24 protein-coding genes are annotated in these 24926 nt (G+C 65.2%); 15 read left to right on the top strand and 9 right to left on the bottom strand.

The features are described 5' to 3' along the window. The first annotated feature begins 41 nt into the window (after window positions 1–41). From petA to arsH, 5 genes are all read left to right on the top strand, one after another. Window positions 42–590 (top strand): ubiquinol-cytochrome c reductase iron-sulfur subunit, encoded by a 549-nt coding sequence (gene petA, locus ABZ720_RS16485; protein ID WP_366556622.1) that lies wholly within the window; start codon window positions 42–44, stop codon window positions 588–590. A 13-nt stretch (window positions 591–603) separates the two neighbouring features. Continuing rightward, entirely contained in the window at window positions 604–1884 is a 1281-nt protein-coding gene (locus ABZ720_RS16480) for a cytochrome b (protein ID WP_366556621.1), read from the top strand. 3 nt (window positions 1885–1887) lie between these two features. Beyond that, window positions 1888–2652 (top strand): cytochrome c1, encoded by a 765-nt coding sequence (locus ABZ720_RS16475; RefSeq protein ID WP_366556620.1) that lies wholly within the window; start codon window positions 1888–1890, stop codon window positions 2650–2652. Between the two features lie 99 nt (window positions 2653–2751). Continuing rightward, complete coding sequence (locus ABZ720_RS16470) at window positions 2752–3105, top strand: tRNA-binding protein (protein WP_366556619.1); 354 nt, start codon at window positions 2752–2754, stop codon at window positions 3103–3105. Window positions 3106–3315: 210 nt separating this feature from the next. Continuing rightward, window positions 3316–4044 (top strand): arsenical resistance protein ArsH, encoded by a 729-nt coding sequence (gene arsH / locus ABZ720_RS16465; protein WP_366556618.1) that lies wholly within the window; start codon window positions 3316–3318, stop codon window positions 4042–4044. A 179-nt stretch (window positions 4045–4223) separates the two neighbouring features. Here the strand turns inward: arsH and ABZ720_RS16460 are convergent, their stop codons facing one another. Together ABZ720_RS16460 and ABZ720_RS16455 are read right to left on the bottom strand one after the other, a co-directional pair. After that, entirely contained in the window at window positions 4224–4718 is a 495-nt protein-coding gene (locus ABZ720_RS16460) for a GreA/GreB family elongation factor (protein WP_366556617.1), read from the bottom strand. A 30-nt stretch (window positions 4719–4748) separates the two neighbouring features. Further along, window positions 4749–5663, bottom strand: a complete 915-nt coding sequence (locus ABZ720_RS16455) for a branched-chain amino acid aminotransferase (protein ID WP_366556692.1) — start codon at window positions 5661–5663, stop codon at window positions 4749–4751. Between the two features lie 199 nt (window positions 5664–5862). Here ABZ720_RS16455 and ABZ720_RS16450 point away from each other — a divergent pair, with 199 nt between their 5' ends. From ABZ720_RS16450 to ABZ720_RS16430, 5 genes are all read left to right on the top strand, one after another. Then, window positions 5863–6369 carry a MarR family winged helix-turn-helix transcriptional regulator gene (locus ABZ720_RS16450; RefSeq protein WP_366556616.1) on the top strand — a complete coding sequence of 169 codons (507 nt, stop codon included), beginning with the start codon at window positions 5863–5865 and terminating at the stop codon, window positions 6367–6369. Window positions 6370–6394: 25 nt separating this feature from the next. Further along, window positions 6395–7105, top strand: coding sequence for a response regulator (locus ABZ720_RS16445; protein WP_366556615.1), 711 nt, complete (start codon window positions 6395–6397; stop codon window positions 7103–7105). A gap of 11 nt (window positions 7106–7116) precedes the next feature. Beyond that, window positions 7117–8526, top strand: coding sequence for an ATP-binding protein (locus ABZ720_RS16440; protein WP_366556614.1), 1410 nt, complete (start codon window positions 7117–7119; stop codon window positions 8524–8526). Window positions 8527–8636: 110 nt separating this feature from the next. Next, window positions 8637–9233, top strand: coding sequence for a class I SAM-dependent methyltransferase (locus ABZ720_RS16435; RefSeq protein ID WP_366556613.1), 597 nt, complete (start codon window positions 8637–8639; stop codon window positions 9231–9233). Window positions 9234–9326: 93 nt separating this feature from the next. After that, complete coding sequence (locus ABZ720_RS16430; RefSeq protein WP_366556612.1) at window positions 9327–9839, top strand: GNAT family N-acetyltransferase; 513 nt, start codon at window positions 9327–9329, stop codon at window positions 9837–9839. Between the two features lie 39 nt (window positions 9840–9878). Here the strand turns inward: ABZ720_RS16430 and ABZ720_RS16425 are convergent, their stop codons facing one another. The 7 genes from ABZ720_RS16425 to ABZ720_RS16395 all read right to left on the bottom strand — a co-directional run bounded on the left by ABZ720_RS16425 (window position 9879) and on the right by ABZ720_RS16395 (window position 16266). After that, window positions 9879–10523: a hypothetical protein gene (locus ABZ720_RS16425; protein WP_366556611.1), complete on the bottom strand. Its 645-nt coding sequence runs from the start codon at window positions 10521–10523 to the stop codon at window positions 9879–9881. 120 nt (window positions 10524–10643) lie between these two features. After that, entirely contained in the window at window positions 10644–11096 is a 453-nt protein-coding gene (locus ABZ720_RS16420) for a molybdenum cofactor biosynthesis protein MoaE (RefSeq protein ID WP_366556610.1), read from the bottom strand. A 4-nt stretch (window positions 11097–11100) separates the two neighbouring features. After that, window positions 11101–11352 carry a molybdopterin converting factor subunit 1 gene (gene moaD / locus ABZ720_RS16415; RefSeq protein WP_366556609.1) on the bottom strand — a complete coding sequence of 84 codons (252 nt, stop codon included), beginning with the start codon at window positions 11350–11352 and terminating at the stop codon, window positions 11101–11103. Window positions 11353–11365: 13 nt separating this feature from the next. Next, window positions 11366–12622: a molybdopterin molybdotransferase MoeA gene (locus tag ABZ720_RS16410; RefSeq protein WP_366556608.1), complete on the bottom strand. Its 1257-nt coding sequence runs from the start codon at window positions 12620–12622 to the stop codon at window positions 11366–11368. 2 nt (window positions 12623–12624) lie between these two features. Then, on the bottom strand, window positions 12625–13167 hold the full coding sequence (mobB, locus tag ABZ720_RS16405; RefSeq protein ID WP_366556607.1) for a molybdopterin-guanine dinucleotide biosynthesis protein B: 543 nt from the start codon (window positions 13165–13167) through the stop codon (window positions 12625–12627). Between the two features lie 101 nt (window positions 13168–13268). Beyond that, the gene (locus ABZ720_RS16400; RefSeq protein ID WP_366556606.1) at window positions 13269–15545 is read right to left on the bottom strand and encodes an NADP-dependent malic enzyme; all 2277 of its coding nucleotides are present in this window, start codon (window positions 15543–15545) and stop codon (window positions 13269–13271) included. A 118-nt stretch (window positions 15546–15663) separates the two neighbouring features. After that, on the bottom strand, window positions 15664–16266 hold the full coding sequence (locus tag ABZ720_RS16395; protein ID WP_366556605.1) for a L,D-transpeptidase family protein: 603 nt from the start codon (window positions 16264–16266) through the stop codon (window positions 15664–15666). A gap of 269 nt (window positions 16267–16535) precedes the next feature. Between ABZ720_RS16395 and ABZ720_RS16390 the strand changes: the two genes are divergently transcribed. The 5 genes from ABZ720_RS16390 (at window position 16536) to ABZ720_RS16370 (ending at window position 24925) form a co-directional block, all read left to right on the top strand. After that, entirely contained in the window at window positions 16536–17627 is a 1092-nt protein-coding gene (locus tag ABZ720_RS16390; RefSeq protein WP_366556604.1) for an efflux RND transporter periplasmic adaptor subunit, read from the top strand. Between the two features lie 12 nt (window positions 17628–17639). Next, a complete protein-coding gene (locus tag ABZ720_RS16385; protein WP_366556603.1) occupies window positions 17640–20759 on the top strand; it encodes an efflux RND transporter permease subunit in 3120 nt (1039 codons plus the stop codon). Between the two features lie 41 nt (window positions 20760–20800). Then, the gene (locus ABZ720_RS16380) at window positions 20801–21190 is read left to right on the top strand and encodes a RidA family protein (RefSeq protein ID WP_366556602.1); all 390 of its coding nucleotides are present in this window, start codon (window positions 20801–20803) and stop codon (window positions 21188–21190) included. A gap of 323 nt (window positions 21191–21513) precedes the next feature. Further along, window positions 21514–22818 (top strand): HlyD family secretion protein, encoded by a 1305-nt coding sequence (locus ABZ720_RS16375; RefSeq protein WP_366556601.1) that lies wholly within the window; start codon window positions 21514–21516, stop codon window positions 22816–22818. An 85-nt stretch (window positions 22819–22903) separates the two neighbouring features. After that, the gene (locus ABZ720_RS16370) at window positions 22904–24925 is read left to right on the top strand and encodes a glycosyltransferase (protein WP_366556600.1); all 2022 of its coding nucleotides are present in this window, start codon (window positions 22904–22906) and stop codon (window positions 24923–24925) included. Window position 24926: the final 1 nt, after the last annotated feature.

Raw genomic sequence — 24926 nt, 5'->3', positions numbered from 1 at the left:
AAGCTTCGCGTTGCGTCAACGACGAGGGGACTTGGAATCCAATGGCAGACAGTGCGCATGCCGGACACGGCGGCGAAGGAGAGACCCGCCGCGATTTCCTCTACCTGGCAACCGGCGCGATGGGCGCGGTGGGTGCCGCTTCGGTGGCCTGGCCGCTGATCGACACGCTCAATCCATCCGCCGACGTCCTGGCCTTGGCGACCACGGAAGTGGACGTCAGCCAGATCCAGGAAGGGCAGGCGATCACCGTGACCTGGCGCGGCAAGCCGGTGTTCATACGGCACCGGACGGCCGACGAGATCGAGGAAGCCGAAAGCGTGCCGCTGTCGGACCTGATGGACCCGGAAGCCGATGAGGCACGGGTTGTCAATCCCTCGTTCCTGGTAATGGTTGGCATCTGCACCCACCTTGGTTGCGTGCCTCTCGGTCAGCGTGCGGGTGATCCCAAGGGCGATTTCGGTGGCTGGTTCTGCCCCTGTCACGGGTCCCACTACGACACCTCGGGCCGGATTCGCCGGGGCCCGGCGCCGCGGAACCTGGATGTGCCGGAATACGACTTCCGCGACGACACCACGATCGTGATCGGCTGAGGGGGCGCGAGGGATGAGCGGTTTGAAAACGAACAACAGAGCCATCAAGTGGCTGGACAGCCGGCTGCCGATTGTCTCGACCATGAATCACCATCTGGTCGATTATCCGGCGCCGCGTAACCTGAATTACCTGTGGAACTTCGGTTCCCTGGCCGGCATCGTGCTGGTGGTCATGATCGTCACCGGCATTCTGCTGGCGATGCAGTACACGCCGCATGTGGATCACGCCTTCGATTCCGTCGAGCGGATCATGCGCGACGTCAACTACGGTTGGCTGGTGCGCTACATCCACATGAACGGCGCCTCCTTCTTCTTCATCGTGGTCTACGCCCACATGCTGCGGGGGCTCTACTACGGCTCCTACAAGGCGCCGCGCGAGGTGCTCTGGGGGCTGGGCGTCATCATCCTGCTGCTGATGATGGCCACCGCCTTCATGGGCTACGTGCTGCCCTGGGGCCAGATGTCCTTCTGGGGCGCCACGGTGATCACCAACCTCTTCTCGGCCATACCATGGGGCATCGGCGATGCGCTGGTGACCTGGCTGTGGGGCGGATTCTCGGTGGACAACCCGACGCTCAATCGCTTTTTCGCGCTGCACTACCTGCTGCCCTTCGTGATCGTCGCCGTGGTCTTCCTGCATCTCTGGGCGCTGCACGCCTTCGGGTCGAACAACCCGCTGGGCATCGACGCCAAGGGCCCGCAGGACAAGATCCCGTTCCACCCCTACTACACCGTGAAGGACATGTTCGGCCTGGGCGTGTTCCTGATCATCTTCGCGGCCTTCGTGTTCTACGCCCCGAACTACATGGGCCACCCGGACAACTACATCGAGGCCAACCCGCTGGTGACGCCGGCGCACATCGTGCCCGAGTGGTACTTCCTGCCCTTCTACGCGATGCTGCGGGCCATCACCTTCGACATCTCCATCCCCTTCACCGGGATCGTGCTGATCGAGGCCAAGCTGGGTGGTGTGCTGGTGATGTTCGGCTCCATCCTGCTGCTCTTCTTCCTGCCCTGGCTGGACTCCTCGCCGGTGCGTTCGGCGCGCTTCCGCCCGCTTTACAAGCAGTTCTTCTGGCTGCTGGTGATCGCGGCTGTGGTGCTGGGCTACGTCGGTGCCATGCCGCCGGAGCAGCCCTGGGTGACGGTCGGCCAGATCGCCACGGCCTACTACTTCATCCATTTCCTGATCATCCTGCCCTTGCTCGGCAAGCTGGAGCGGCCGAAGCCGCTGCCGGCCTCGATTTCCGAGCCGGTGCTCAGGAGCGGTAACCAGTCGACGGAGAAGGCCTGACCCATGAAGAAGCTGGCAATCATCGCCGCGGCGGCCGCCTTCCTCGGCTTGGCCCAGGCGCCCACGGTCCAGGCGGCGGAGGGGGTCGATATCCCCTCCCGTGACTGGTCCTTCGACGGCCTGTTCGGCACCTTCGACCGGGCCAAGCAACAGCGCGGTCTGCAGGTCTACCGGGAGGTCTGTGCGGCCTGCCACGGCCTGCGCCTCGTGTCCTTCCGCAACCTCGCAGACCTCGGCTACAACGAAGACGAGATCCGGACGATCGCGGCCGACTATCAGGTCGAGGACGGTCCCGACGGCAACGGCGACATGTTCATGCGCGACGGCACGGCGTCGGACCGCTTCCCGCCACCCTTCCCGAACGAGAACGCCGCCCGGGCCGCCAACGGCGGCGCCTACCCGCCGGATCTTTCGCTGATCACCAAGGCGCGCGCCGACGGCTCGAACTACCTCTATCATCTTCTGACCGGCTACCAGGATCCGCCGGCCGACGTCGAGTTGATGGACGGCATGTACTACAATGCCTACTTCCCCGGCCATCAGATCGCCATGGCGCCGCCCTTGATGGAGGGTGTGATCGACTACGCCGACGGCACGCCGGCCACGGTGTCGCAGATGGCGGAAGACCTCACCTACTTCCTCACCTGGGCGGCCGAGCCGCACATGGAAGATCGCAAGACCATGGGCATGAAGGTCATCCTCTTCCTGCTCATCTTCACCGGCTTGCTCTATGCGGTGAAGCGCAAGATCTGGGCCGACCTGCACTAAGATCCGGTCGGAAAGTCAGTCAGCAGCGGGGGTCGTTCCGGTTGGAGCGACCCCTGTTTCGTTTGTAACAGTTGCGCAATGAGAAATGCGGGGAATGCCATGAGCGATGCACCGGCGGGTGAAATCACCTTCGACGATTTCCTGAAGGTGGACATTCGGGTCGGCACGGTGGTGCGGACCGAGCCCTATCCCGAGGCTCGGCGACCGGCGATCAAGCTGTGGGTCGATTTCGGCCCGGAGATCGGCGAGCGCAAGACTTCCGCGCAGATCACCGAAAACTATGATCTTGAGCAGCTCGTGGGGCGGCAGGTCGCAGCGGTGGTCAACTTTCCGCCCAAGCAGATCGGCAAGTTCCGCAGCGAGGTGCTGGTCCTGGGCTTTGCCGACACCGAAGGCAACGTGGTGCTGGTCCGCCCGGACAAGCCGGTGCCCGACGGCAGCCGGCTGCATTAAGCCGGATCGCCACAAGGCTTCTGAATTGATGCGTCAATCCGGTCTGGTTTCAAAGTGGTAGGGCGTGAGGCGGACTCAACGGCCTCATTCACGGCCCGGTCCCTCTCGCTATCACGGCGACGAAAGCCGGCTTGATTCAACGGCTCGCCCTTAATATCTATAATTCTCGAATAATCGAAATTATGTCGCGCTCTCAGCAGGACGTCTTCCATGCCCGAATCGGCCCATTCCTTGCTTACATTCCCGAGTCTGCAGGAGGAGCATTTTCGCCCAATCGATCGCGAGGCGCTTTTCGAAGCGCCGGTTTCCGGGCACCCGCCGCGCATTCTCATGCTTTACGGGTCCTTGCGGGAAGTCTCCTATTCGCGGCTGGTAACCGAGGAAGCCGCGCGCATCCTCCGGCGCTTCGGCGCGGACGTGCGCACCTTCAATCCGGCTGGCCTGCCGCTCCCGGATGGGGCCGATGCGGATCACCCCAAGGTCCAGGAACTGCGCAGCCTGTCTCTCTGGTCGGAGGGCCAGGTGTGGTGTTCGCCGGAGCGCCACGGCGCGATGACCGGCATCATGAAGGCGCAGATCGACTGGTTGCCGCTGGCGATGGGTGGGCTTCGTCCGACCCAGGGGCGCACCTTGGCGGTGATGCAGGTTTGCGGGGGCTCCCAGAGCTTCAACGCCGTCAACCAGCTGCGGGTGCTGGGGCGGTGGATGCGCATGGTTACCATTCCGAATCAGTCCTCCGTTCCGCGCGCCTTTACGGAATTCGAGAACGGGCGGATGAAGGCTTCGCCCTATTACAATCGGATCGTCGATGTGATGGAGGAGCTGATGAAGTTCACCCTGCTCCTGCGTGACCGGAGCGCCTACCTGACCGAACGCTATTCGGAGCGGGTGGAGTCTGCGCAGGAGGTGGCGCAGCGTGTGAACCAAGGCAACCTGTGACGGGCCGCGCGACGTCTGCCTAGAGCGGATCGCGTTTGATCTGTAACGCGCAGCGTTCAGAACAAACGCGTGAATCCGCTCTGAATCAATGGTGTAGAGCAGATTCACGCCTCAAACCAGGTCGCTTCGCGAACCCGATTTGAGTCGATCTGCTCCAGAGTCGATCAGGCGCGCCAGGCTCAATCCCACTCGACGGCGAGGACTTCCAGTTCGATATCGCCGGCAGGGCGCTGCCAGGTGACCAGGTCGCCTTTGCGCGACTGCATCAATGCCCGTCCGAGCGGGGAGCGCCAGGAGATGTCCCCGGCCTTGGGGTCGGCTTCCACCTCGCCGACCAGCCGGTAGCGCTGCTCCTGACCCTCTGCGTCCTCCACCGCGACCCAGGCGCCGAACGCGACCTCGTCGCCACCTTCTGGAGCAGGCGTATGGGCGGCAGCCAGCAGGCTCTCCAGCCAGCGCTTTTCCCGCTGTAGGTGCTGGCGTGCGCTGTCTGCGGCCAGGGCGGTGTCCTCGGCGAGTGCGGCCTCCTCGGCCTCTGTCTCGGCGAGTTGGGCTTCCAGACGCGCACGCCCGGCGGCAGTGATCAGGATCGGCCGCGGCGGCAGGGGGCGTTCAAGTCCCTCGAACTCGCCGCGGGATTCCAGATCGTCTTCACGGACGAAGGCCCGGCTCATGACCGGCGCCTTCTCGTATCGAGTGTCGTGTCAGGCCGCGCTGATGGCAGGCGTCGCCGCCTTGCCCTGGACCAAGGCATCATAGTCATGCACCAGGTTAACCGTTATCTCACCCGGTGTGAAATGGTAGGTCGCATCAGCCAGGGCAATCTCCCGAACGGGTGTTACCTCCACAGCCGTACCGGTGAGGAAGACCTCCTGAGTACGCCCGAACTCTTCCGGCATAATTGCCCGTTCGACGATCTCATAGCCGCGCTGGCGCGCCAGATCCATCACCGTGCGCCGGGTGATGCCATCCAGGAAGCAGTCCGGGGTGGGGGTGTGTATCACGCCGTCCTGCACCAGGAAGATGTTGGCGCCCGTGGCCTCGGCGACCTGGCCGCGCCAGTCCAGCATCAGTGCGTCGTTGAAGCCCTTGGCCTCGGCATCGTGCTTGGACAGCGTGCAGATCATGTAGAGCCCGGCGGCCTTCGAGTGGACCGGCGCCGTGCGCGGGTCCGGGCGGCGATACAGACCCTGGGTCATGCGGATGCCCTGCAGGCGGGCTTCCGGGCTGAAGTAGGCAGGCCATTCCCAGGCGGCAATCGCCAGGTGGATCTTGTTGTGCTGGGCAGACACACCCATCATCTCGGCACCGCGCCAGGCGATGGGGCGCACATAGCCGTCGACGATGCCGTTGGCCTTGAGGACCTCTTCGGAGGCAGCGTCTATTTCCGCGGCGCTCCAAGGAATTTCAAAGCCCATCAACTCTGCCGAGGCATGCAGCCGCTCATGATGCTCGCGCATCTTGAAGATGTGGCCGCCATAGCTGCGTTCGCCCTCGAACACGGCACTGGCATAGTGCAGACCATGGGTGAGTACATGCAGCTTGGCGTCGCGCCAGGGCACGAGAGCGCCATCGAACCAGATCGAACCATCACGGTCGTCAAAAGGAAGCATGGAAATCGCGGGTCCTCAGGCCCTATAAGTGTTGTGTCCGCCGACCCGCCGTTTGCCGGGTTACAGGGTCCGGGCGTGGTTACACGCGTTCGGACTTCGGCTGTCAAGGGCGACCAGGTGCATCATTACCAGGGAATCGCTGACTTTGTTACATTCTGACCGTCCGCTGCGATCATCTGTAACAACCTTAGTGAACTAAGTCAACATGACTGACATAAAAGCCCAGGTGAATCCGCTTTTCCTGCGCGAGGAGGAGCTGCGTCAGGGCATCGAGCTGCTCTTCTTCTCCTACCGCGATTTCACCGGGGAGGCGGACCGCATCCTGGCCGATAAGGCCTTCGGCCGGGCGCATCACCGCGTGATCTACTTCGTGGGCCGCCATCCGGGTATGGCGGTGACCCAGTTGCTGGGGATCCTCAAGATCACCAAGCAGAGCCTGTCGCGCGTCCTCGGTCAGCTGGTGGAGGAAGGCTATGTGCGCCAAACTCGCGGTGAGCGGGACCGGCGTCAGCGCCTGCTGGAGCTGACCGACAAGGGGCGGGCCCTGGAACGGCAGTTGAGCGCCGCCCAGATGGAGATGGTGGCGCGCGCCTATCGGGCCGCCGGGGCCGAGGCGGTCGAAGGATTCCGCACCGTGTTGCTCGGCTTGATCAACGAGGAGGACCGCAAGCGCTTCTTGGACCGGGAGACGGGGGGCGGAGCCAAGCGATGACGGAGCGGGCCGCGATGGAAGGACAATGGGTTTGACGGCGCTGCAGCCGGGCGAGGAGCGGCCGCACATCCTCGTCGTCGATGATGACACGCGCCTGCGTGAACTTCTGAAGCGCTTCCTCACAGACCAGGGGCTGCGGGTCACCACGGCGGGGGATGCGGCCGAGGCGCGGCGCACGCTGGCCGGAGTGGAGTTCGATCTCATCGTCCTGGACATCATGATGCCCGGCGAGGACGGGCTGGAGCTGACCCGTTGGCTGCGGCAGGAGCGCCGGGCGCCGGTGCTGCTTCTGACCGCCATGGACGAGGTGGACAGCCGCATCGCCGGCCTGGAGAGCGGCGCCGACGACTATCTGGCCAAGCCCTTCGAGCCGCGCGAGCTGATCCTGCGCATCCAGGCGATCCTGCGCCGTGCCGCGGCCGGGTCGGGGGAGCCCGGCAGCCAGCGCGTCTTCTTCGGCGAGTTTGTCTTCGACCTCAGCCGCACGGAGTTGCGGCGCGGCGAGGCCCTGGTGCATCTGACCACGGTGGAGGCGCAATTGCTGAGCGCGCTGGCGCGCAATCCCGGGGTGCCGGTGGCGCGGGAGGGGCTGGCGGCGGTCAGTCCGGACATCGGCAATCAGCGCAGCATCGACGTCCAGATGACTCGCCTGCGCCGCAAGATCGAGCGCGATCCCAAGATGCCGCGTTATCTCCTGACAGTGCGCGGCACGGGTTACGTGCTCGAGCCCGACTGAGGAGTCTCGCTGTGGCTGAGGCCGTTTCGCCGAGTGAGGAAGAGCGCCAGGCTTCGCGCGAGCGCTATGCCCCTTCGCCCGAAACACGCCGGCGGCGTCGGCGGCGCCTTCGGTTGAAACGTCTGGTGCCCCAGACCCTGCTTGCGCGCTCGCTGCTTATCATCATCCTGCCCCTGGTCATCCTGCAGGGCATCTCCACCTGGGCCTTCTACGACCGCCACTACGAGAACATCACCCGACGGCTGAGCCAGGCCGTGTCCGGGGAGATCGCGGCCGTAGCGGCCGTGCTGGAGTCCGAGGAGATGCCAGTCGACCGCGATCAGGTGATCGGCTTGGCGCGTGACCACCTCTCCATCTCCATCGGCCTGCTGCCGCCCGGCGACATCGAGGCGTATGAACCTCCCTTCTGGCCTTCGCTCATTCACGACCGGCTGGGGCGGGCGCTGCGCGAGCAGCTCTGGCACGACTTCTCCATCGACACGCGCAGCTACTCTGATCACGTGGAGGTGCGCGTCGATCTGGAGGACAAGGGCGTGCTGCGGGTCATGGTGGACCGCAGCCGCCTGTTCAGCTCGACGATCTATATCTTCCTCTGGTGGATGTTCGGCAGCTCCCTGGTGCTCTCGGCGATCGCCACGATTTTCATGCGCAACCAGGTCCGGCCGATTCGCCGGCTGGCGAAGGCAGCGGATGCCTTCGGCCGCGGCCAGGATGTGGGGGATTTCAGGCCGGCCGGGGCCTCCGAAGTGCGGCGGGCGGGGCGCGCCTTTCTGGTGATGCGCGATCGGCTGCGCCGCCAGGTGCAGCAGCGAACGGAGATGCTGGCCGGCGTCAGTCACGACCTGCGCACGCCGCTCACCCGCATGAAGCTGGAACTGGCGATGCTGCCCCCGTCGCCGGAAATCGACAGCCTGCAGGCCGACATCACGCAGATGGAGCGCATGGTCGAAGGCTATCTGGCTTTCGCGCGCGGCGAGGGCAGCGAACTGGCACGAGAGATCGACGTGGCGGAGCTTCTGCGCGACTGCGTGGCCGAGACCCGTCGGGCCGGGGCGCGGGTCGATCTGCATCTGGAGAGCGCGCTGGTCTCGGTGGTGCGGCCCGAAGCACTGCATCGGGCGCTCGCCAATCTCCTGGCCAATGCCGCGCGCTACGGTGAGCGGGTCGGCGTCACGGCCCACCGGCGCAACAAGGGGATCGAGATCCTGATCGACGATGACGGACCAGGCATTCCCGAGGAACAGCGCGAGGCGGTCTTCCGGCCCTTCGTCCGCCTGGAGCGTTCGCGCAACTTCGACACCGGCGGCACCGGGCTAGGATTGACCATTGCTCGTGATATGATACGTGGACAAGGGGGGGAACTGTCTCTAAATGACGCGCCCGGTGGAGGTCTGCGGGCGCGTCTGTGGATACCGGCTTGACTCCGTTCGACTTGCGCGGGTCGCTGCAGCCTTGACGGCCGGACCCATCGTGATAGGGACAACGCCGTTTAATTGAGACAGCTGACCGCGCAGGGAGCGACGGCGAGTTCATGGGAAATCCGAACAGTCTCTTCTTTCAGCTCTGGCTCGAGCACCCGCTGTCCATCGCGTCGGTCGTGCCCAGCAGCCACGCCCTGGCCAAGGCCCTGGCCGCGCCGGTGCCGCTGGATGATCCCGAGGCCTGGGTGGTGGAACTGGGCCCGGGCACCGGCGTCGTCACCCGCGCGCTGCTCAAGCGCGGCCTGCGCCCCGACCGCCTGCTGGCGATCGAGCGGGAGCCGCAGCTGGCGGAACTCTTGGCCAAGGACCTGCCCGAAGGCGCCGAGATCCTGACCGATGACGCTCTGCACCTGGGCTCCCTGCTGCGGGCCCGGGGCATCCAACGCGTGGCGGCCATCGTCTCCGGCATCCCGCTGGTGGCGATCCCGGCCGACGAGCAGGGACTGCTGCTCAACCAGGCAGCGGAGCTGCTGGAGCCTGGCGCGCCCTTTCTGCAGTTCACCTATGGTCCGGTGGCGCCGGCGCGGCGCTCGCTGCTGCAAAGGGCCGGACTCGTCGCCCGGCGCGAGCGTTTCGTGCCCTTGAATTTTCCGCCGGCGTCGGTCTGGAGCTTCAGGCGTGAGGCAGCATCCCTCTCGGGGAAATAGAGGGCCGATAGGAGCACTTGGCGTCAAGTTGCGCCGCAGAACGCTCGATGGCTGTCTCCTGTGCTGCGCGCCGCTGCTCGGGACGCCGGCGCCATGATCAACATCAGGCCAGCCGAGCATCATGATGCTGCTGTTCTGCCGAACGTCGAGCGCAGTTCCGGGGCGATCTTTCGCGAATGGCCGGGACTGGAGTGGATCGCTGACGACGATGTGCAATCGATCCAACAGCACCATGATTTGATTGCCTCAGGTGTCGTCCTGGTCGCCGAGATGCCAGGGCGCGGTGTCGTCGGATTTGTGAACGGGGAGTTCGCCGCGGATGCCCTGCACCTATGGCAGGTGGCCGTCCACCATGACTACCAGCGGCGAGGGATCGGCCGGCGGCTTATCGAGGCGGCAAAGCGCCGCGCGCGCCAACGCGGGCTTGCAGCGCTCACCTTGACGACATTCCGGCAAGTGCCGTGGAACGCACCATACTATGCACGCCTGGGGTTCAGGGTGCTTGAGGCTGACGCCGTGAACCCGCGGCTGAAGGCCATTCTGGAGCGTGAAGCGCAAGCCGGACTGCCTGCCGGGCACCGCTGCGCCATGGTACTTTCTGTTTAGGCCGGATCGCGAGGCGATTCCGCTTGAGGGCGATCCCTGTTAATTGCCCAGCAGCCGCTTGATCAGGCCTGGGGAGTCCAGGGCAAAACGCACTTCAAACAGGCGGTCTTTGAAGCCTTCGTCCAGGAGGCTGGCCATCGGTACAGAGTAGCTTGCTGTCTTGCCGTCTTCCGAAAGCTGCCCGTTCGTCTCGAGGATCTCCGGCGCAGAGACGGACCAGTCCAGCGATCGTCCGGCGAAGGCAGCCACCATCATCGGTTTCATCTCTTCCATCATCGGATCATCGGCGCCGGTTTCCATCGGGCTGCTTTCGAAGTGGACGGAGAAAACGTAGTTGCTGTCCTCGCGCCGGAGCGTGATCGTCGGCGCCTCTCCCATCTCGCCGTCGGCCCCGGTCGGGCCCTGATCCAGTTCGATCCACTCCGCGAGGCGGTCAATCGGGCCCGAAGCCGTGACGGTGCAGACCTCCATGCTGCCTTCGGCAAAGCTCTCCTGCTCAACCGAAACGCCGTCTACCGCTGCAACCTCGTCCGGCGCGCAGAAGTCCTCGTCATCCTCGGACATCTCCACCACGCTGGCCTCCATCGCGATGCGCGTGCGGAAGGTGGCAGAGCCATCCTCTTCCACAGTCAGGTCCTGGTCCGCCTCGAAGCAGCCCGCCAACAGGCAGCATGCTGCAGCCACCCCGATTACCCGGCGCACTTTCACTGATTGCCCCCAAAGCTGTGATGTCTACCGAAACTAGACTCAGCTATAAGCGACAGGGGCTGGGACGCAAGGCCGAATGGCAGCAGGATCCGCGCTTCATTGCCAGCGGTCTGCCGCCTCCTCGTCACACTCGCGGGCTTCCACCCAGGTGCCGGTGCCCTTGCTGTCCTCTTCCAGCTTCCAGAAGGGTGCCTGGGTCTTGAGCCAGTCGATCAGGAAGCGGCAGGCATCGAAGGCGGCGTCGCGGTGCGGGCTGGCGGCCGCGACCAAAACGATGCGCTCGCCCGGCTCAAGCCGGCCGTGGCGATGGATGATCAGGCTGGCCTCCAGGGGCCAGCGCTCCTTCGCTTCCGCCTCGATACGCTCCAGCATCTTTTCGGTCATGCCCGGATAGTGTTCGAGCGTCATGGCCGAGAGCTGGCGGTTCTCCGCCATTTCGCGCACGAGACCGACGAAGACGGCCAGGCCGCCCACGGCGGTGTTCCCGGCAGTCAGAGCCGCGATCTCTGCGCCGGGGTCAAAGTCCTCGCGCTGTACGCGTACGGCCATGGCTTCAGCCTCCGGTGACCGGTGGGAAGAGCGCCACCTCGTCGCCATTCTTTACCGGATCGTCCGCCCGGGCGTACTCCTGATTGACCGCAACGCGGATGGTCTTGCGGTTGGCCAGCGCCTCGGCGTAGCCCTCGCCGCGTCCGGCCAACCAGTCCAGCAGTTCGCTGACCTTGGTCACCTCGCCGGGAAGCTCGACCTCTTCCTCAGTGACTCCGGTCTTCTGTTTCAACCAGGCAAAATAGAGCAGACGCACTTTACCCTCCCACTCATCCGAAGAGTTCACTGAAAGGCAGGAAGTCGACCATCGCGCCGGCTTCCAGGCGGGTGAGGCTTTCCGGCAGTTCGATAAGCCCATCGCTTTCCACCAGGGAGCTGAGGATGCCCGCGCCGTCCCGGGGAAACTTTATTGCCGTCAGCCGACCGTTTGCCTCGCGGTGCAGGGAGGCACGCACCCATTCGCGTCGGTCGGGCTTCTTCTTGTAGTCGAAGCCGGCGGCCACTGGAAAGCGCAAGGGCGCTTCTGCTTCGCCGCCCATGAGCAGGAGGAGCAGTGGCCGCACCAGCATTGTGAAGGTCACGACCACGGCAGCGGGGTTGCCGGGCAGGCCGATGAAGGGCACGCGGCCCAACTGGCCCAGCGCAATCGGACGACCGGGCTTGATCGCCAGCCGCCAGGCATGCAGTTGCCCCAGTGCTTCCACCGCTTGCTTGACGTGATCTTCGTCGCCTGTGGACACGCCGCCGGAGGTGATGAGCAGGTCATGGCTCCGGGCTGCCTCCTTCAGCGCGCCCGAGATGTCGTCGCGCCGGTCCGGCAGGATGCCGAGATCGGACACCGCGCAGCCCAGTCCCTGCAGCAGGCCGATCAGGGTGTAGCGGTTGGAGTCGTGGATCGCGCCAGGGACCAGGGCCTCGCCCGGCTCACGCAGTTCGTCGCCTGTGGAAAAGAGCGCCACGCGCAGACAGCGCGAGACCTGCAGGCTGCGCCGACCCACGGCGGCCGCCTGGCCGAGATCCGGGGCGCGCAGCCGCCGACCGGCTGCGAGCACGCGGCTTCCCTTGGCGACGTCCTCGCCGGCACTGCGGCAGTTGGACCCGCGCTTTATGCCGGGCGCGATGATCACGGCCCCCGCCTCCTCGCGGCAATCCTCCTGCATCATCACGGTGTCGGCGCCCTGGGGCAGGGGGGCGCCGGTGAAGATGCGCACAGCCGTGCCCGGCTGCTGCGGCTCGGGCAGGGCTTGCCCAGCGGCAACCCGTCCCGACAGCGGCAGGCGGGTCTCGCTATCTCGCTTCAGATCGTCGAAATAGACGGCGTAGCCGTCCACGGCTGAGTTCGCATGCGGAGGCACATCGGCGGGCGCGATGACCTCCTCGGTCAGCACCCGACCCAGGGCCTGGGCCAGCGGCAGGGTTTCGTCCTCGGTCACCCGGACCAGCCGTTCGCGCAGCAGCGCCAGCGCCGCGTCGCAGGGCAGCAGCGGCCCGCCGTGGGCAAAGCAGTCGTCGCTGAGCTGGGCCATGCTCAGGCCTCTTCCCGCTGAGCCACCTTCGCCTCCAGCCCGCAGTGGGCGAGGATGAAGTCGGCGATGGCATCCACGTCGTTCAGGTCAAGCACCGGCCTCGGGCCGCCGGGCAGCTCGGCGGCTTCCGGCACCGGCCCGTCGCTGCAGATCGCCACGACGCGCGGGTCCTCGCCGGCCAGCAGCGGCTTGTCGATCGAGCGGCGCCAGACCTCGAGCTTGTCGTGCCCCTCGCGCTTGAAGCCCTCGATGATCGCGAGGTCCACCGGGCTGAGCCGTCCCAGCAGTTCCTCCACCGTCGGCTCGGCCTCCTCGCGCAACTCATGCATCAGCGCCCAGCGCTTGCCCGAGGAGACCAGCACCTCCGTGGCACCGGCGGCGCGATGCTCGTAGGAATCCTTGCCGGGCTTGTCCACGTCGAAGGCGTGATGGGCGTGCTTGATGGTGGAAATCGACACGCCGCGCCGCCGCAACGCCGGGATCAGCTTGCAGACCAGGGTGGTCTTGCCCGCGCCGCTCCATCCCGCCAGCCCGATAACCTTCATGCCGTCGTGCCTTTCCCGCCGCAAAATTCCCCGCCATGGAAGGCAGGCAAGCGGGGCCTGTCAACCGCGCAGGCTTTGGGGGTAAGCGGCGCGGCCGAAGCTCAGCCGAGGCGGTCGGACAAGGCGCCGTATCCAGCGAGGGCGGCGGCATTGACCAGGTCGCCGACCGTCGAGCCGAGTCCGACGATCTGGGCCGGGCAGGCGAGACCGTTGAGCAGCGGCCCGATCATGGTCCCGGCGCCCAGCTCCTGCATCATCTGGGTGGAGATGTTGGCGGCATGCAAGGCCGGCATCACCAGCACGTTCGCCGGTCCCGAGAGACGGCAGAAGGGATAGAGCTCCTGCATCAGCCCGTGGTTCAGGGCCACGCCGGCCTGCATCTCCCCGTCGTACTCGAAGTCCGGCGCGCGGGAATCCAGCACGGCGATGGCCTCGCGCACCCGCATTGCCCGTTCGCGCGGCGGGTTGCCGAAGCTGGAGAAGGAGAGCAGCGCCACCCGCGGCTCGTGCCCCATGCCACGGGCGAACTCCGCCGTCTGCTCGGCGATGTCGGCGATCATCTCCGCCGATGGCAGCTCGTGGATCTGCGTGTCGGCAATAAAGAGCGTGCCGCCGCGGTGCAGCAGCATGTTGAGGCCGAAGACCTGGCGGCCCGGCTTGGCGTCGATGGCCCGGGTCACGTCCTCGTAGGCGACGTTGAAGTTCCGCGTCAGGCCGGTGACCAGGGCGTCTGCCTCGCCACAGGCGACCATGCAGGCGGCGAATATGTTGCGGTTCTGGTTCACCATGCGCACGCAGTCGCGATAGAGCGAGCCCTTCCGGTTCAACCTGTTGTAGAGGTACTCGGTATAGCGTTCGCGGTGGTTGCCGATCGCCGCGTTGGCGATCTCGGCAAAGTCTCCGGAGACGCCGAGCGCCTCCATGGTCGCGCGGATCGGCTCCTCGCGGCCGATGAGGATCGGCTTGCCCAGCCCGGCATTGTGGTAGGCCAGGGCCGCCCGGATGGTTTTCTCTTCCTCGCCCTCGGCGAAGACGATGCGCCGCGGCGAGCGCCGCACCTTCTCGAAGATCGACTGCAGGCTTGCCGCCGTGGGGTCGAGCCGGGCGGAAAGCTGCTGCTCGTAGGCGCGCATGTCCTCAATCGGTTTGCGCGCGACCCCGCTGTCCACCGCGGCCTGGGCCACGGCCTTGGGCACGGCGACGATCAGGCGCGGGTCGAAGGGGGCGGGGATGATGTACTCTCGGCCGTAGCGCAGGCGGCGCCCGGCATAGGCCTTGTCCACCTCGTCCGGCACATCCTCGCGCGCCAGCGCGGCCAACGCCTCGGCGGCAGCGATCTTCATCTCCATATTGATGGTCGAGGCGCGCACGTCCAGCGCACCGCGGAAGATGTAGGGGAAGCCCAGGACGTTGTTGACCTGGTTGGGATAGTCGGAGCGCCCGGTGGCCATGATCGCATCGTTGCGGACCTCGGCCACCTCCTCGGGCGTGATTTCCGGATCGGGGTTGGCCATGGCGAAGATGATGGGATTGTCGGCCATGGAGGCCACCATCTCGCGGGTCATGGCGCCCTTGGCCGAAAGGCCGAAGAAGATATCCGCGCCCTCCAGGGCATCGGCGAGGCTGCGCGCCTCGGTTTCCACCGCGTGCGCCGACTTCCACTGGTTCATGCCGCTGGTGCGGCCACGGTAGATCACGCCCTTGGTGTCGCAGACGGTCACGTTCTCCGGGCGCATGCCCATGGCCTTGACCAGTTCGGCGCAGGCGATGCCCGCGGAGCCGGCGCCGTTGATCACCATGCGTGCGCCAGCCAGTTCGCGACCCGTCAGGTGCAGGGCATTGATGATGCCGGCGACGGCGATGATCGCGGTGCCGTGCTGGTCATCGTGGAAGACCGGAATGTCGAGCAGCTCCTTCAGCCGCTCCTCGATGATGAAACACTCCGGCGCTTTGATGTCCTCGAGATTGATGCCGCCGAAGGTCGCGCCGAGAAAGCGCACGCAGTTGACGAACTCATCCACATCCTCGGTGGACACCTCGAGGTCGATGCCGTCCACGTCGGCGAAGCGCTTGAAGAGGACGGACTTGCCCTCCATCACCGGCTTCGAGGCCAGCGCGCCCAGGTTGCCCAGGCCCAGCACCGCCGTGCCGTTGGAGATGACGGCCACGAGGTTGCCTTTGACCGTGTAGTCGTAAGCCGTGGCGGGGTCCTCGGCGATCCGCAGACAGGGTTCGGCCACACCAGGGGAGTAAGCGAGCGAGAGGTCGCGCTGCGTGGTCAGCGGCTTGGTCGGCGTGACCTCCAGCTTGCCGGGCCGGCCCTGTGTGTGAAAGTCCAGTGCATCCTGTGCCAGGGTCCGTGCCTTGCCGTCGCCCATCGTCGCTCCCCTATTCATTGCCCTGGCCGTCTCACGACGACGGCGGGGCGCTGATGTTAGAGAGCGATTGAGGCAGCGTCAAAAACTACAGTGCTGTGCGCAGGACGCACATGTCGCATCAGGGGCGAATCTCGATGGGTGTGCCCACCGCCACCCGGTCCCAGACCTCGGCGATGTGATGATCACGCAGGGCGATGCAGCCGTTGGTCCAGTTGTCTTCATCCCAGACCTCGCGGCGGTACTCCACGTCGTTGGGCATGCCGTGCAGCATGATCATGCCGCCCGGGCTCACCCCTTCGGCCTCGGCGCGGGCCCGGTCCTCGCTGTTGGGATAGGAAACGCGCAGCGAGAGAAAGAAGGCACTGTCGGGATTGCGCCAGTCGATGTGGTAGAGGCCTTCCGGTGTGCGGTTGTCGCCCTCGCGCAGCTTGTGACCTGTTGGCTCCTTGCCGAGCTGGATGGGAAAGCGCGCGATCTCCTCCCCCTCGGCAAAGAGGGAGAGAACGCGCTCGGTCTTGTCCACCAGAACGTAGTCGGCCAGCGGTTCCGTGTGTGCGCCATTGCGCAGAGGGGCCTCGGGCAGCGCGCTCAGTGCTGCCGGCTGCGACAGTCCGATCTGTGCCGGTTTCGGGCCCGGCGGCCGCGGCAGGTCGGCAAGCGCCGGAGTGGCCATTGCCAGGGTCAAAGTGAGTAATGCTGAAAGAATCGCTCGTTGAAGCATTGCGCTTTCTATTCCACTCCCCGGCGGTCTGCTGTAGGTTGCGCCACGGCAAGTGTGCCGGGAAAGCAGGCGTTTTTCCAGTCGGTTGTGTGTCCGGGGCTTCCTATTCCGGGCGACCACGTGACCCTGTGATCTCTCCGGCGGGCAAGTACGTAGAAGAGATTGTGGATCAGTGCTGTCGCAGCTTCGCGCGACCTGGTCCCGATCGCTGGGGATGGAGTGAGCCCTTCGCGGCGTAGTATCAACGCGGCGATGATATTAAGGTGATCATGAAGCGGACTCTCTTGCAATTGGCGATCGTTCTGGCGATCGCGGCCGGCGCCTATGCCGCCTGGCAGGCTCTGGGCGAGCCTGCGGCACGCGAGGAGTCGCGCCCGGGGGGGTCGGCTGCGGTGCCTGTGGCGGTGGCCGAAGCGCGCAGCGGGCGTGTGGTGTTGCGGGTGGAAAGCGTGGGCACGACTCGGGCGCGCGAAGCTGTGGAAGTGGTGGCGCCGGTGGCCGGACGGGTTGTCGCGATCCACTTCGAGGAAGGCGAGCAGGTCGAGGAGGACCAGCTCCTGGTCGAAATCGACAAGGAGCGCGAGGCCGCGCAGCTTCGCGAGGCCCAGGCCTTGCGCAATGACGTCGCCAGCCAACTGCAACGCGCCAATCGCCTCCTGCAGTCCCAGAATGTCGCCCAGGCGCGGGTCGATGAACTGCGTGCCGGCCTCGCTGCGGCGGACGCGCGGGTGGCGGCCCTGCAGGCCGCGCTGGATGACAAGGAGATCAGGGCGCCCTTCGATGGCGTGCTTGGATTGCGCGAGATCAGCCGCGGCGCCTTCGTCCAGCCGCAGCAACGCGTCACGACTCTCGACGACATTTCTTCCCTGCGACTGGACTTCTCGGTACCCGAGCGCTTCCTGTCCGCCCTTGAGCCGGGCCTGGCGGTGGAGGCGAACAGTTCCGCCTTTCCCGGACAACCGATCATCGGTCGGGTGACCCGGATCGACACCCGGGTGGACAGTGTGACCCGGTCGCTTCGGGTTCAGGCGGAGTTGGCGAATTCCGATCGGCGTTTGCGGCCGGGCATGTTCATGGGTGTGTCTCTTACCGTGGACGCGAACGATGAGGCCGTCCTGGTGCCGGAGGCAGCGCTGGTCAATGAAGGCAGCGACAGCTACGTCTTCGTGATCGCCGACGAGCGGGCGGAGCGGCGGGCCGTCACCATGGGCCAGCGGCTGCATGGCGAAGTGGAAATACGCGACGGCCTGGCGCCCGGCGAAGCCGTGGCCGTTTTGGGCCTGCAGCGCCTGGGCGACGGCATGGAGGTGCGCATCGTCGATGGGGATGAGCAGGCCCCCGGCGCGGCGGCCGGCGTCTGAGGCCCGGGCGCAATGGTCCTCTCCGACGTCTCCATCAAGCGGCCGGTGCTGGCCACGGTTCTGAGTCTGCTGATCGTCGTGCTGGGGATCGCCTCCTTCATGCAGCTGGCGGTCCGCGAGAACCCCAACATCGATCCGCCCATCGTCTCCATCCGCGTGGAGTACACCGGAGCCTCGCCCCAGGTGATTGAGAGCGAGGTGGTGGAGGTCATCGAAGACGCCATCGCCACGGTCGAAGGCATCCGCTACATCACCTCTGAAAGCCGCGACGGGCGCGGATTCATCACCATCAACTTCAATCTCAATCGCGACGTCGACGTTGCAGCCAACGATGTGCGCGACGCCATCGGACGCGTTCTCAACCGCCTGCCGGACCAGGCTGACGCGCCCATCGTGCGCAAGGCCGATGCCGATGCGCGTCCCATGCTGTGGCTCTCGCTGACCAGCGAGCGCATGGAGCCGTCGGAACTGACCGACTATGCCCGGCGCTACCTGGTGGATCGCCTGTCGGTGCTTGAGGGCGTGGCCAGCATCAACATCGGCGGTGAGCGGCGCTATGCCATGCGCATCTGGCTCGACCGCCAGGCCATGGCCGCGCGCAACCTGACCATTGCCGACATCGAAAGCGCGCTGCGCCAGAACAACCTCGAGCTTCCTGCCGGGCGCATCGAATCGGTGACGCGGGAACTGACGGTGCGCACCTCGACACGGCTGGCCACGGCCGAGGAGTTCGCCGAGATCGTGGTGGCGCGCACGCCGGACTATCAGGTGCGCCTGGGTGAGGTGGCCCGGGTGGAGCGCGGCGTGGAGAGCGAGCGCACCATCCTGCGTGCCGATGGGCAGCAGGCCGTGGGGCTTGGCATCATTCGCCAGTCGAATGCCAACGTCATCGAGGTCTCGGACCGGGTGCAGGCCGAATTGGACCTGATCGAGGAGAACCTTCCAGCAGGCGTTTCGATCACCCGCAGCTACGACGAATCGGTTTTCGTGCGCGCCGCCGTGCGCGAGGTGATGATCTCGCTTGGCATCGCCGTGGCCCTGGTCATCGTCGTCATCTTTCTCTTCCTGCGGTCGATCCGTGCGACGGCGATCCCGGCCTTCACCATCCCGGTATCCATCATCGGCGCCTTCATCATCATGGCGCCGGCGGGCTTCTCGATTAACGTGCTGACGCTGCTGGCGCTGATCCTTGCCGTCGGCCTGGTGGTGGATGACGCGATCGTGATGCTGGAGAACATCCAGCGGCGCATCGACGAGGGCGAGCCGCCCTTGATGGCGGCCTATCGCGGGGCCCGGCAGGTGGCCTTTGCCGTGATCGCCACCACCCTGACCCTCATCGCCGTCTTCGTGCCCATCGCCTTCATGGAAGGCAACGTGGGCCGGCTCTTTACCGAGTTCGGCTTCGTCATGGCCGCGGCGGTGATCTTCTCCAGTCTGGTCGCGCTGACGCTCGCGCCCATGCTCTGCTCCAAGTGGCTGCGGCCGACGAGTGGCGGCAACATGTTCGTGCGCGGTTCCGAGCGCTTCCTGAACGGCCTTGCCGCCGGTTATCGCCGCGCGTTGCAGGTGTCGCTCAAGCTGCCAATCGTGGTGCTGGCGCTGGCCTTCGTGGCCGCGCTGGCCGCCGTCCAGCTTTTCCTCTATCTCCCCCAGGAGTTGACGCCCACCGAGGACCGCGGCGTCATCATCATTCCTGGCACCGCAGCCGAAGGCACCACGCCGGCGGAAACCTATCGCAGCGTCCAGGCCATCGAGGGGCAACTCGAGCAGTTCCGCGAACAGGGGCTTGCCAACCGCATCTTCACCATTGTGGGCTTTGGCGGCATCGGCAATCGCTCCTTCACCATCCTTGGACTGGTGCCCTGGGAGGAGCGGGAGGTGCGCCAGCAGGACGTCACCCAGCAGATCTTCCCCATGCTGGGCAATGTGCCGGGCATTCGCGCCTTCGCGGTCAATCCGCCGGGACTGGGCCAGTCCAGCTTCCGTCAGCCCCTGCAGGTGGTGGTCAGCGGCGCCGACTACGATGAGATCAAACGCTGGACCGACCGCCTGGTTGAGCGGGCCGGGGAGAATCCGGGGCTGGTCAACGTCGACACCGACTATGACGAGAACCGGCCGCAGCTCGATGTCTCGGTCGACCGGCGCCGCGCGGCCGACCTGGGTGTAAACTCCGAAGAGGTGGCGCGCGCCGTCGAGACCATGATCGCCTCGCGTGTGGTCGGCCGCTATCTCGATCGCGGGCGCGAGTATGACGTCATCGTCCAGGCCGATCCGGCCGACCGGGCCACCCCGGCCGATCTGGAGAACATCTTCCTGCGCGCCTCCGACGACCAGCTCGTGCCGCTGTCGAGCCTGATCTCCGTGGAGGAGCGGGGCGCCTCGCCGCGCCTGACGCGCGTCGACCGCCTGCCGTCGATCACCATCACCGCCTCCCTGGCCGAGGGCTACGATCTGGGGCAGGCGCTGACGTTCATCCAGGACTTGGCAGCGGAAGAACTGCCGCCGGAGGCGCGGCTCGGCTATCTCGGCCAGTCGCTGGAGTTCATGGAGACCAGCGGCGCGATCTATGTCACCTTCGCCCTCGCGCTGCTCATCGTTTTCCTGGTGCTGGCGGCGCAGTTCGAAAGCTGGATCCACCCGCTGATCATTCTGCTGGTGGTGCCTTTGGCCATCACCGGAGCACTGGGCGCCCTGCTGCTCAGTGGCATCTCGCTCAACATCTACAGCCAGATCGGTATGATTCTGCTGATCGGCCTGCTGGCTAAGAACGGCATTCTGATCGTCGAGTTCGCCAACCAGCTGCGCGACGAAGGCATGAGCGTGCGCGAGGCCATCGTTGAAGGCTCAGTACTGCGCTTCCGTCCCATCCTCATGACCGCGATCTCCACCGTCTTTGGTGCCCTGCCGCTGGTCATGGCCACGGGCGCCGGCGCCGAGAGCCGGGCTTCCATTGGTGTGGTGGTGATCGGCGGACTGCTCTTCGCCTCGGTCTTGACGCTCTTCGTCGTGCCGGTGCTCTATGATCTGCTGGCGGGCTTCACCCGCTCGCGCAATGCCGTGGCGCAGGACCTCGAGGCGCTGGAGGCGGAAGAGCGGCGCCAGGCGAAACCGGGCGAGCAGCCCGCCGAGTAGCACTCAGACCACTGGGCTTAGACCAACTGGGGGAGCGAGACATGCCGAAGACCCTGCACAAGCGCCACGCCGGCGCCTCACCTCCCACCGCGCGCTACGCGCCGGCTCTGGAGGTCGATGAGGGCCGGCGCTGGCTCTACCTCTCGGGCCAGGTCGGCACTCTACCTGACGGAAGCGTGGCTCAGGGCGCGGAAGCCCAGTTGCACGCCGTCTTCACCAACATCGAATCGCTGCTGCGCTCGGCCGGCATGGGCTGGGAGCATCTGGTGCGCTTCAATGTCTATCTGACCCGGCGCGAAGACCTGCAGCTTTTCCGCGACGTGCGCGATGCCTTCATCGGCGACGCCGAGCCCGCTTCCACCCTGCTCATCGTCGCCGGCCTCGCCAGCCCCGAATTCCTGGTCGAAATCGAGGCCGTGGCAGCGGGGTAGGGCGGCGCGGCATCGCTTTGCAGGAGCATTCCGGGCGGGTGAAATGACGATCTGGTTGTCCGGCTTTCTCCAGAAGATTTGAGAGTAGTTCGCATTATTTATTGTATTAAATTGTATAGCCTGGGGTGATTGGGGCCTTTTGGGGCATTTGTCGCATTGACCCCCCAGCTTGGCGCAGGGAAAACGGTCTTGTGTCCGAGAACTGCGCAAAGGGTGGCAGATTCGATGCGCGCTGCACCTATCCCCCTGACCAGCAGGACTGTCATTCAGAGCAGACCGCAGCTATTTAGATAAGCCTCTTTACAAGTATGCGAACGCCCTCCGTGAACTGGAAGATATTGGCCGGGCTCGCATTGATCCTGGTGGCCTTCTATGCGGTGTTTCAGAACATTGTGCGAACCATCGCCACTGAGGCGAACGTCAATACCGAGCTTCATGGCGTCGTCACCCCGATCGACGGTTTGATTGCCGCGCCGCTCCCCCGAGCCGGGGAGATGGTGGGACCAGGCCATCGTGTCAGAGTGCGCAACAATCTCATAGACGAGCGGTCGCTCTTCGATCTGCAGACCCGCATCGCCGATATCGAGGCGCGGGAGCGCGCGGTCGAGCGCAGAATCGCCGTAACCGAGGATCAGATCGGTCGACTTCGAAACGTAAACGACGCCTACCTTTCCTATCGATCCGAGGTGCTCAAGGCGCGACAGGAAGAGGTCGAGGCTGAGATCGAAATGCTGGACGCGCGCTGGCGCGATGCTTCGGACAGGAGCCGGCGTATTGTGCGTTTGGGAGAGCAGGGGGCAGTCAGTCAACGCGAAGCGGTGAGCAGCCGGTACGTTCTGCGCGCCGCCGAGCAGGAGAAGCGTGCGCGGCAGGCGAACAGCGTCGGTCTGGAGGTCGAACGCGAGGCCTTGGCCAAGGGCTTGCTGGTAACGGACACCTGGTCAGAAAGCCCACAAGCCAGCCAGCGGCTTCAACTCCTTGAGTATGAAACCGATCTGGCCCGGTTGGAACTGGAGGAGTTGGGCGCTCAGCGGCGCAGTCTCTACGAACAACTCGCGCATGAACGTTTCGCTGTGGAGCTGCGGCGGGAATCCGAGCTGGTCGCACCGGTCGGCAGGGTCTGGTGGCGCGGCTATGAGGGCCGCTATCTCACGGCCGGGGAGTCGCTGGGCGATGTCGCCGTATGCGAAGCGGTCGTGGTCACCGCGACGCTGGTGCGCTCCGACTTCGAAAAGCTGTCGATTGGCACGCCGGCCGTCTTCACCCCGTCTCGCGAAGAAGGGCTGCCGAAGCGCCTGGCGGGTCAGGTGGATGCGCTGGTCGGGGCAACGACCGATAACAGCCGCCGCATGGCCCTCTCCTTCGGGCGCGGCGCGGCAGCCAACGGCTACGGCGCCATCGTGCGCCTCGATCATCCGGAAGACCTGTCCTGCGGGATCGGTGTGTCGGGGCGCCTGGAGTTGATGCCCAGAGGCGGGGCCTGGCTCGATCTTCGCAGCCTCTCCTCGGCCGTCGGCAATGTGCTCCGCTGGCTCTTTGGGCGCGGCGCCAATGAAAGCCTCCGTCTGCCTCAAGCGGCGGAGGTCGGCTCATCCCTGCGTCTGGCTCTGCCCGAACGCGACGGCTAGATGCGGGGCTTTCGCGCAATCCTGAAATGGTCGCTGTGGGTCAGGGGACGCCGGATCGCCTTGCCGGCGCGCGCTCCGAGATCCCATGAATAGTCTGCTCTATGTCGTCGCACCGGCCCTGCTGGTGCTGGGCGGCATTCTTCTGTTTGTCGGATTTCGACAAGACAAGACGGGCGGCCGTGAAAGATCCCGCGCATCCCTCGTCATGCGCGTGATCGTCCTGTTTCTGGTTATGCTTTCCCTGTTGCGGTATGTTTGGTGGCGGGTCAATTACTCGCTGCCGGACTTCGCCTGGACGTTTGAAGGTCTCTGGTCCCACGTCTATTTCGCCGGCGAGATGCTTGGTCTGGCCGCAGCGTGCCTGATGTATGTCTGGCTCATGCGGCGCCGGCAGCGGCATGAGCAGGCGGATCGGGGCGAGGAGCTGTTGCGCTCTCGCCCACTGCCCAGCGTTGCCCTTTTCATCGCCACCTACAATGAGCCGGCTGAGGTGCTGGAGAAGACGCTGATCGGCGCCACGAGCCAGCAGTACGAAAACTGCAGGGTCTATGTTCTAGACGATGGCTGTCGGCCCTGGCTGCGCGCCCTGTGCGAGCAGCATGCTGTCGGCTACATCGAACGAGAGTCCAGCGAAGGGGCCAAGGCCGGAAACTTGAATCACGGCCTGGCGGTGATCCGGGCGCGCGGTGAGGACCCCGATTTCATTGCCGTACTGGACGCCGACTTCGTCGCGATGCCGAACTTCCTCCGGCGCACCGTGGCGGTCGCGGTGACCGATCCGGAGATCGCCATCGTTCAAACGCCGCAGCACTTCTATAACCCGGACCCGCTCCAACTGAACCTGAGCCTGACGGGCAACGCGCCCGACGAGCAGCGTTTCTTCTTCGATGACCTGATGCCGGCCCACGACGCCTGGGGCACGGCTTTCTGTTGCGGCACGTCCTGGATCGGTCGCACCCGGGCGCTCGATGCGATCGGGGGGCACCCGACCGAGTCACTGACGGAAGACATGCTCATTTCATTCAAGCTACGGGAGCAGGGCCACAAGACGGCTTATCTCAACGAGCGCCTGTCCGTCGGCCTCGCACCCGAAAGTCTGGGGGAGTATGCCTCCCAACGGCACCGCTGGTGCCTGGGCTTCATGCAGATATTCAGGAAGTACTATAACCCATTTTCATTTAAACATAATCTGGGTATTCTTGACAGGATTTCGATAACACAGAGTTTATTCTATTGGGGAATATCGTTTTTTCTGAGGTATCTGCTTCTTTTGTGCCCAGCGGTATTCTGGTTCACGGGCGCAACCGTCTTCGATGCGAACATAGCCGATCTCTTAGCTGTTCTGCTGCCGTGGTTGCTGCTGCATATCGTTGTGCTGGCTTGGGTCACGGAAGGCCGGCTGCAGCCGATCATGAACGAGTTGACCCAGATCCTGATCATGCCCGTGGCGATCCATGCCTCCTTCCTGGGTCTGTTCACCAACAAGAAGTACAAGTTCAACGTCACGCAGAAGGGCGTCTACGGCACCAAGACGATCATCCAGTGGTCGCTGCTCAGACCGATCCTGCTTCTCTTTGCCATTTCGGTCGTCGTTCTGGTTTTGGCAGCCAATCCGTTCTACCGCGCCTATCTCGAGGGGGACGTGCGGCTCATCAACATGTCCTGGCTGATCGTCAACACCATCATTCTCGCGGTGGCGGCGATTGCTTGCGTGGAGATTCCCAGACGCCGTCGGGAGGAGCGTTTTGACCAGGCGCAACGCGCCATCCTGCGGATCGAGGGCCTGGGCATTCCTTGCACGCTGCGTGATCTCTCGCTCAGCGGCGCCAGGTTGACCCTTTCGGAGCCCATTTTGTCCGCGCTCTTCCGGGCCGGAGTGCCGGTCACGCTGGAACTTGATGGGCACACGAATCTTGCGGCCCAGGTTGTGCGTAGCCGGGCACGTGAGGACAGCCTGGATCTCGGCATACGCTTCGCCATGCAGGATCGCACCACCCGTCAGGAACTGGTCCGGCGCACCTTTGCGACCGGGCGGACGGCGACGCAAAGGTTCCGGGTCAACAGCTTCGTGGTGATCTCGAAGATCCTGCGCGGCGCCTTCCGCTGAG

The organism is Aquibaculum sediminis, from assembly GCF_040712085.1.
Lineage (GTDB): Bacteria > Pseudomonadota > Alphaproteobacteria > Kiloniellales > DSM-21159 > Aquibaculum > Aquibaculum sediminis.
Note: the sequence above shows the minus strand (reverse complement) of the source record. Positions and strands in the feature narration are given on the sequence as shown.

Excerpts from the sequence above, each read along its gene's own strand:
- petA (WP_366556622.1), top strand. The coding sequence starts at position 42 with ATGGCAGACAGTGCGCATGCCGGACACGGCGGCGAAGGAGAGACCCGC.
- ABZ720_RS16480 (WP_366556621.1), top strand. The coding sequence starts at position 604 with ATGAGCGGTTTGAAAACGAACAACAGAGCCATCAAGTGGCTGGACAGC.
- ABZ720_RS16475 (WP_366556620.1), top strand. The coding sequence starts at position 1,888 with ATGAAGAAGCTGGCAATCATCGCCGCGGCGGCCGCCTTCCTCGGCTTG.
- ABZ720_RS16470 (WP_366556619.1), top strand. The coding sequence starts at position 2,752 with ATGAGCGATGCACCGGCGGGTGAAATCACCTTCGACGATTTCCTGAAG.
- arsH (WP_366556618.1), top strand. The coding sequence starts at position 3,316 with ATGCCCGAATCGGCCCATTCCTTGCTTACATTCCCGAGTCTGCAGGAG.
- ABZ720_RS16460 (WP_366556617.1), bottom strand. The coding sequence starts at position 4,718 with ATGAGCCGGGCCTTCGTCCGTGAAGACGATCTGGAATCCCGCGGCGAG.
- ABZ720_RS16450 (WP_366556616.1), top strand. The coding sequence starts at position 5,863 with ATGACTGACATAAAAGCCCAGGTGAATCCGCTTTTCCTGCGCGAGGAG.
- ABZ720_RS16445 (WP_366556615.1), top strand. The coding sequence starts at position 6,395 with ATGGGTTTGACGGCGCTGCAGCCGGGCGAGGAGCGGCCGCACATCCTC.
- ABZ720_RS16435 (WP_366556613.1), top strand. The coding sequence starts at position 8,637 with ATGGGAAATCCGAACAGTCTCTTCTTTCAGCTCTGGCTCGAGCACCCG.
- ABZ720_RS16430 (WP_366556612.1), top strand. The coding sequence starts at position 9,327 with ATGATCAACATCAGGCCAGCCGAGCATCATGATGCTGCTGTTCTGCCG.
- ABZ720_RS16420 (WP_366556610.1), bottom strand. The coding sequence starts at position 11,096 with ATGGCCGTACGCGTACAGCGCGAGGACTTTGACCCCGGCGCAGAGATC.
- ABZ720_RS16410 (WP_366556608.1), bottom strand. The coding sequence starts at position 12,622 with ATGGCCCAGCTCAGCGACGACTGCTTTGCCCACGGCGGGCCGCTGCTG.
- mobB (WP_366556607.1), bottom strand. The coding sequence starts at position 13,167 with ATGAAGGTTATCGGGCTGGCGGGATGGAGCGGCGCGGGCAAGACCACC.
- ABZ720_RS16400 (WP_366556606.1), bottom strand. The coding sequence starts at position 15,545 with ATGGGCGACGGCAAGGCACGGACCCTGGCACAGGATGCACTGGACTTT.
- ABZ720_RS16395 (WP_366556605.1), bottom strand. The coding sequence starts at position 16,266 with ATGCTTCAACGAGCGATTCTTTCAGCATTACTCACTTTGACCCTGGCA.
- ABZ720_RS16390 (WP_366556604.1), top strand. The coding sequence starts at position 16,536 with ATGAAGCGGACTCTCTTGCAATTGGCGATCGTTCTGGCGATCGCGGCC.
- ABZ720_RS16385 (WP_366556603.1), top strand. The coding sequence starts at position 17,640 with ATGGTCCTCTCCGACGTCTCCATCAAGCGGCCGGTGCTGGCCACGGTT.
- ABZ720_RS16380 (WP_366556602.1), top strand. The coding sequence starts at position 20,801 with ATGCCGAAGACCCTGCACAAGCGCCACGCCGGCGCCTCACCTCCCACC.
- ABZ720_RS16370 (WP_366556600.1), top strand. The coding sequence starts at position 22,904 with ATGAATAGTCTGCTCTATGTCGTCGCACCGGCCCTGCTGGTGCTGGGC.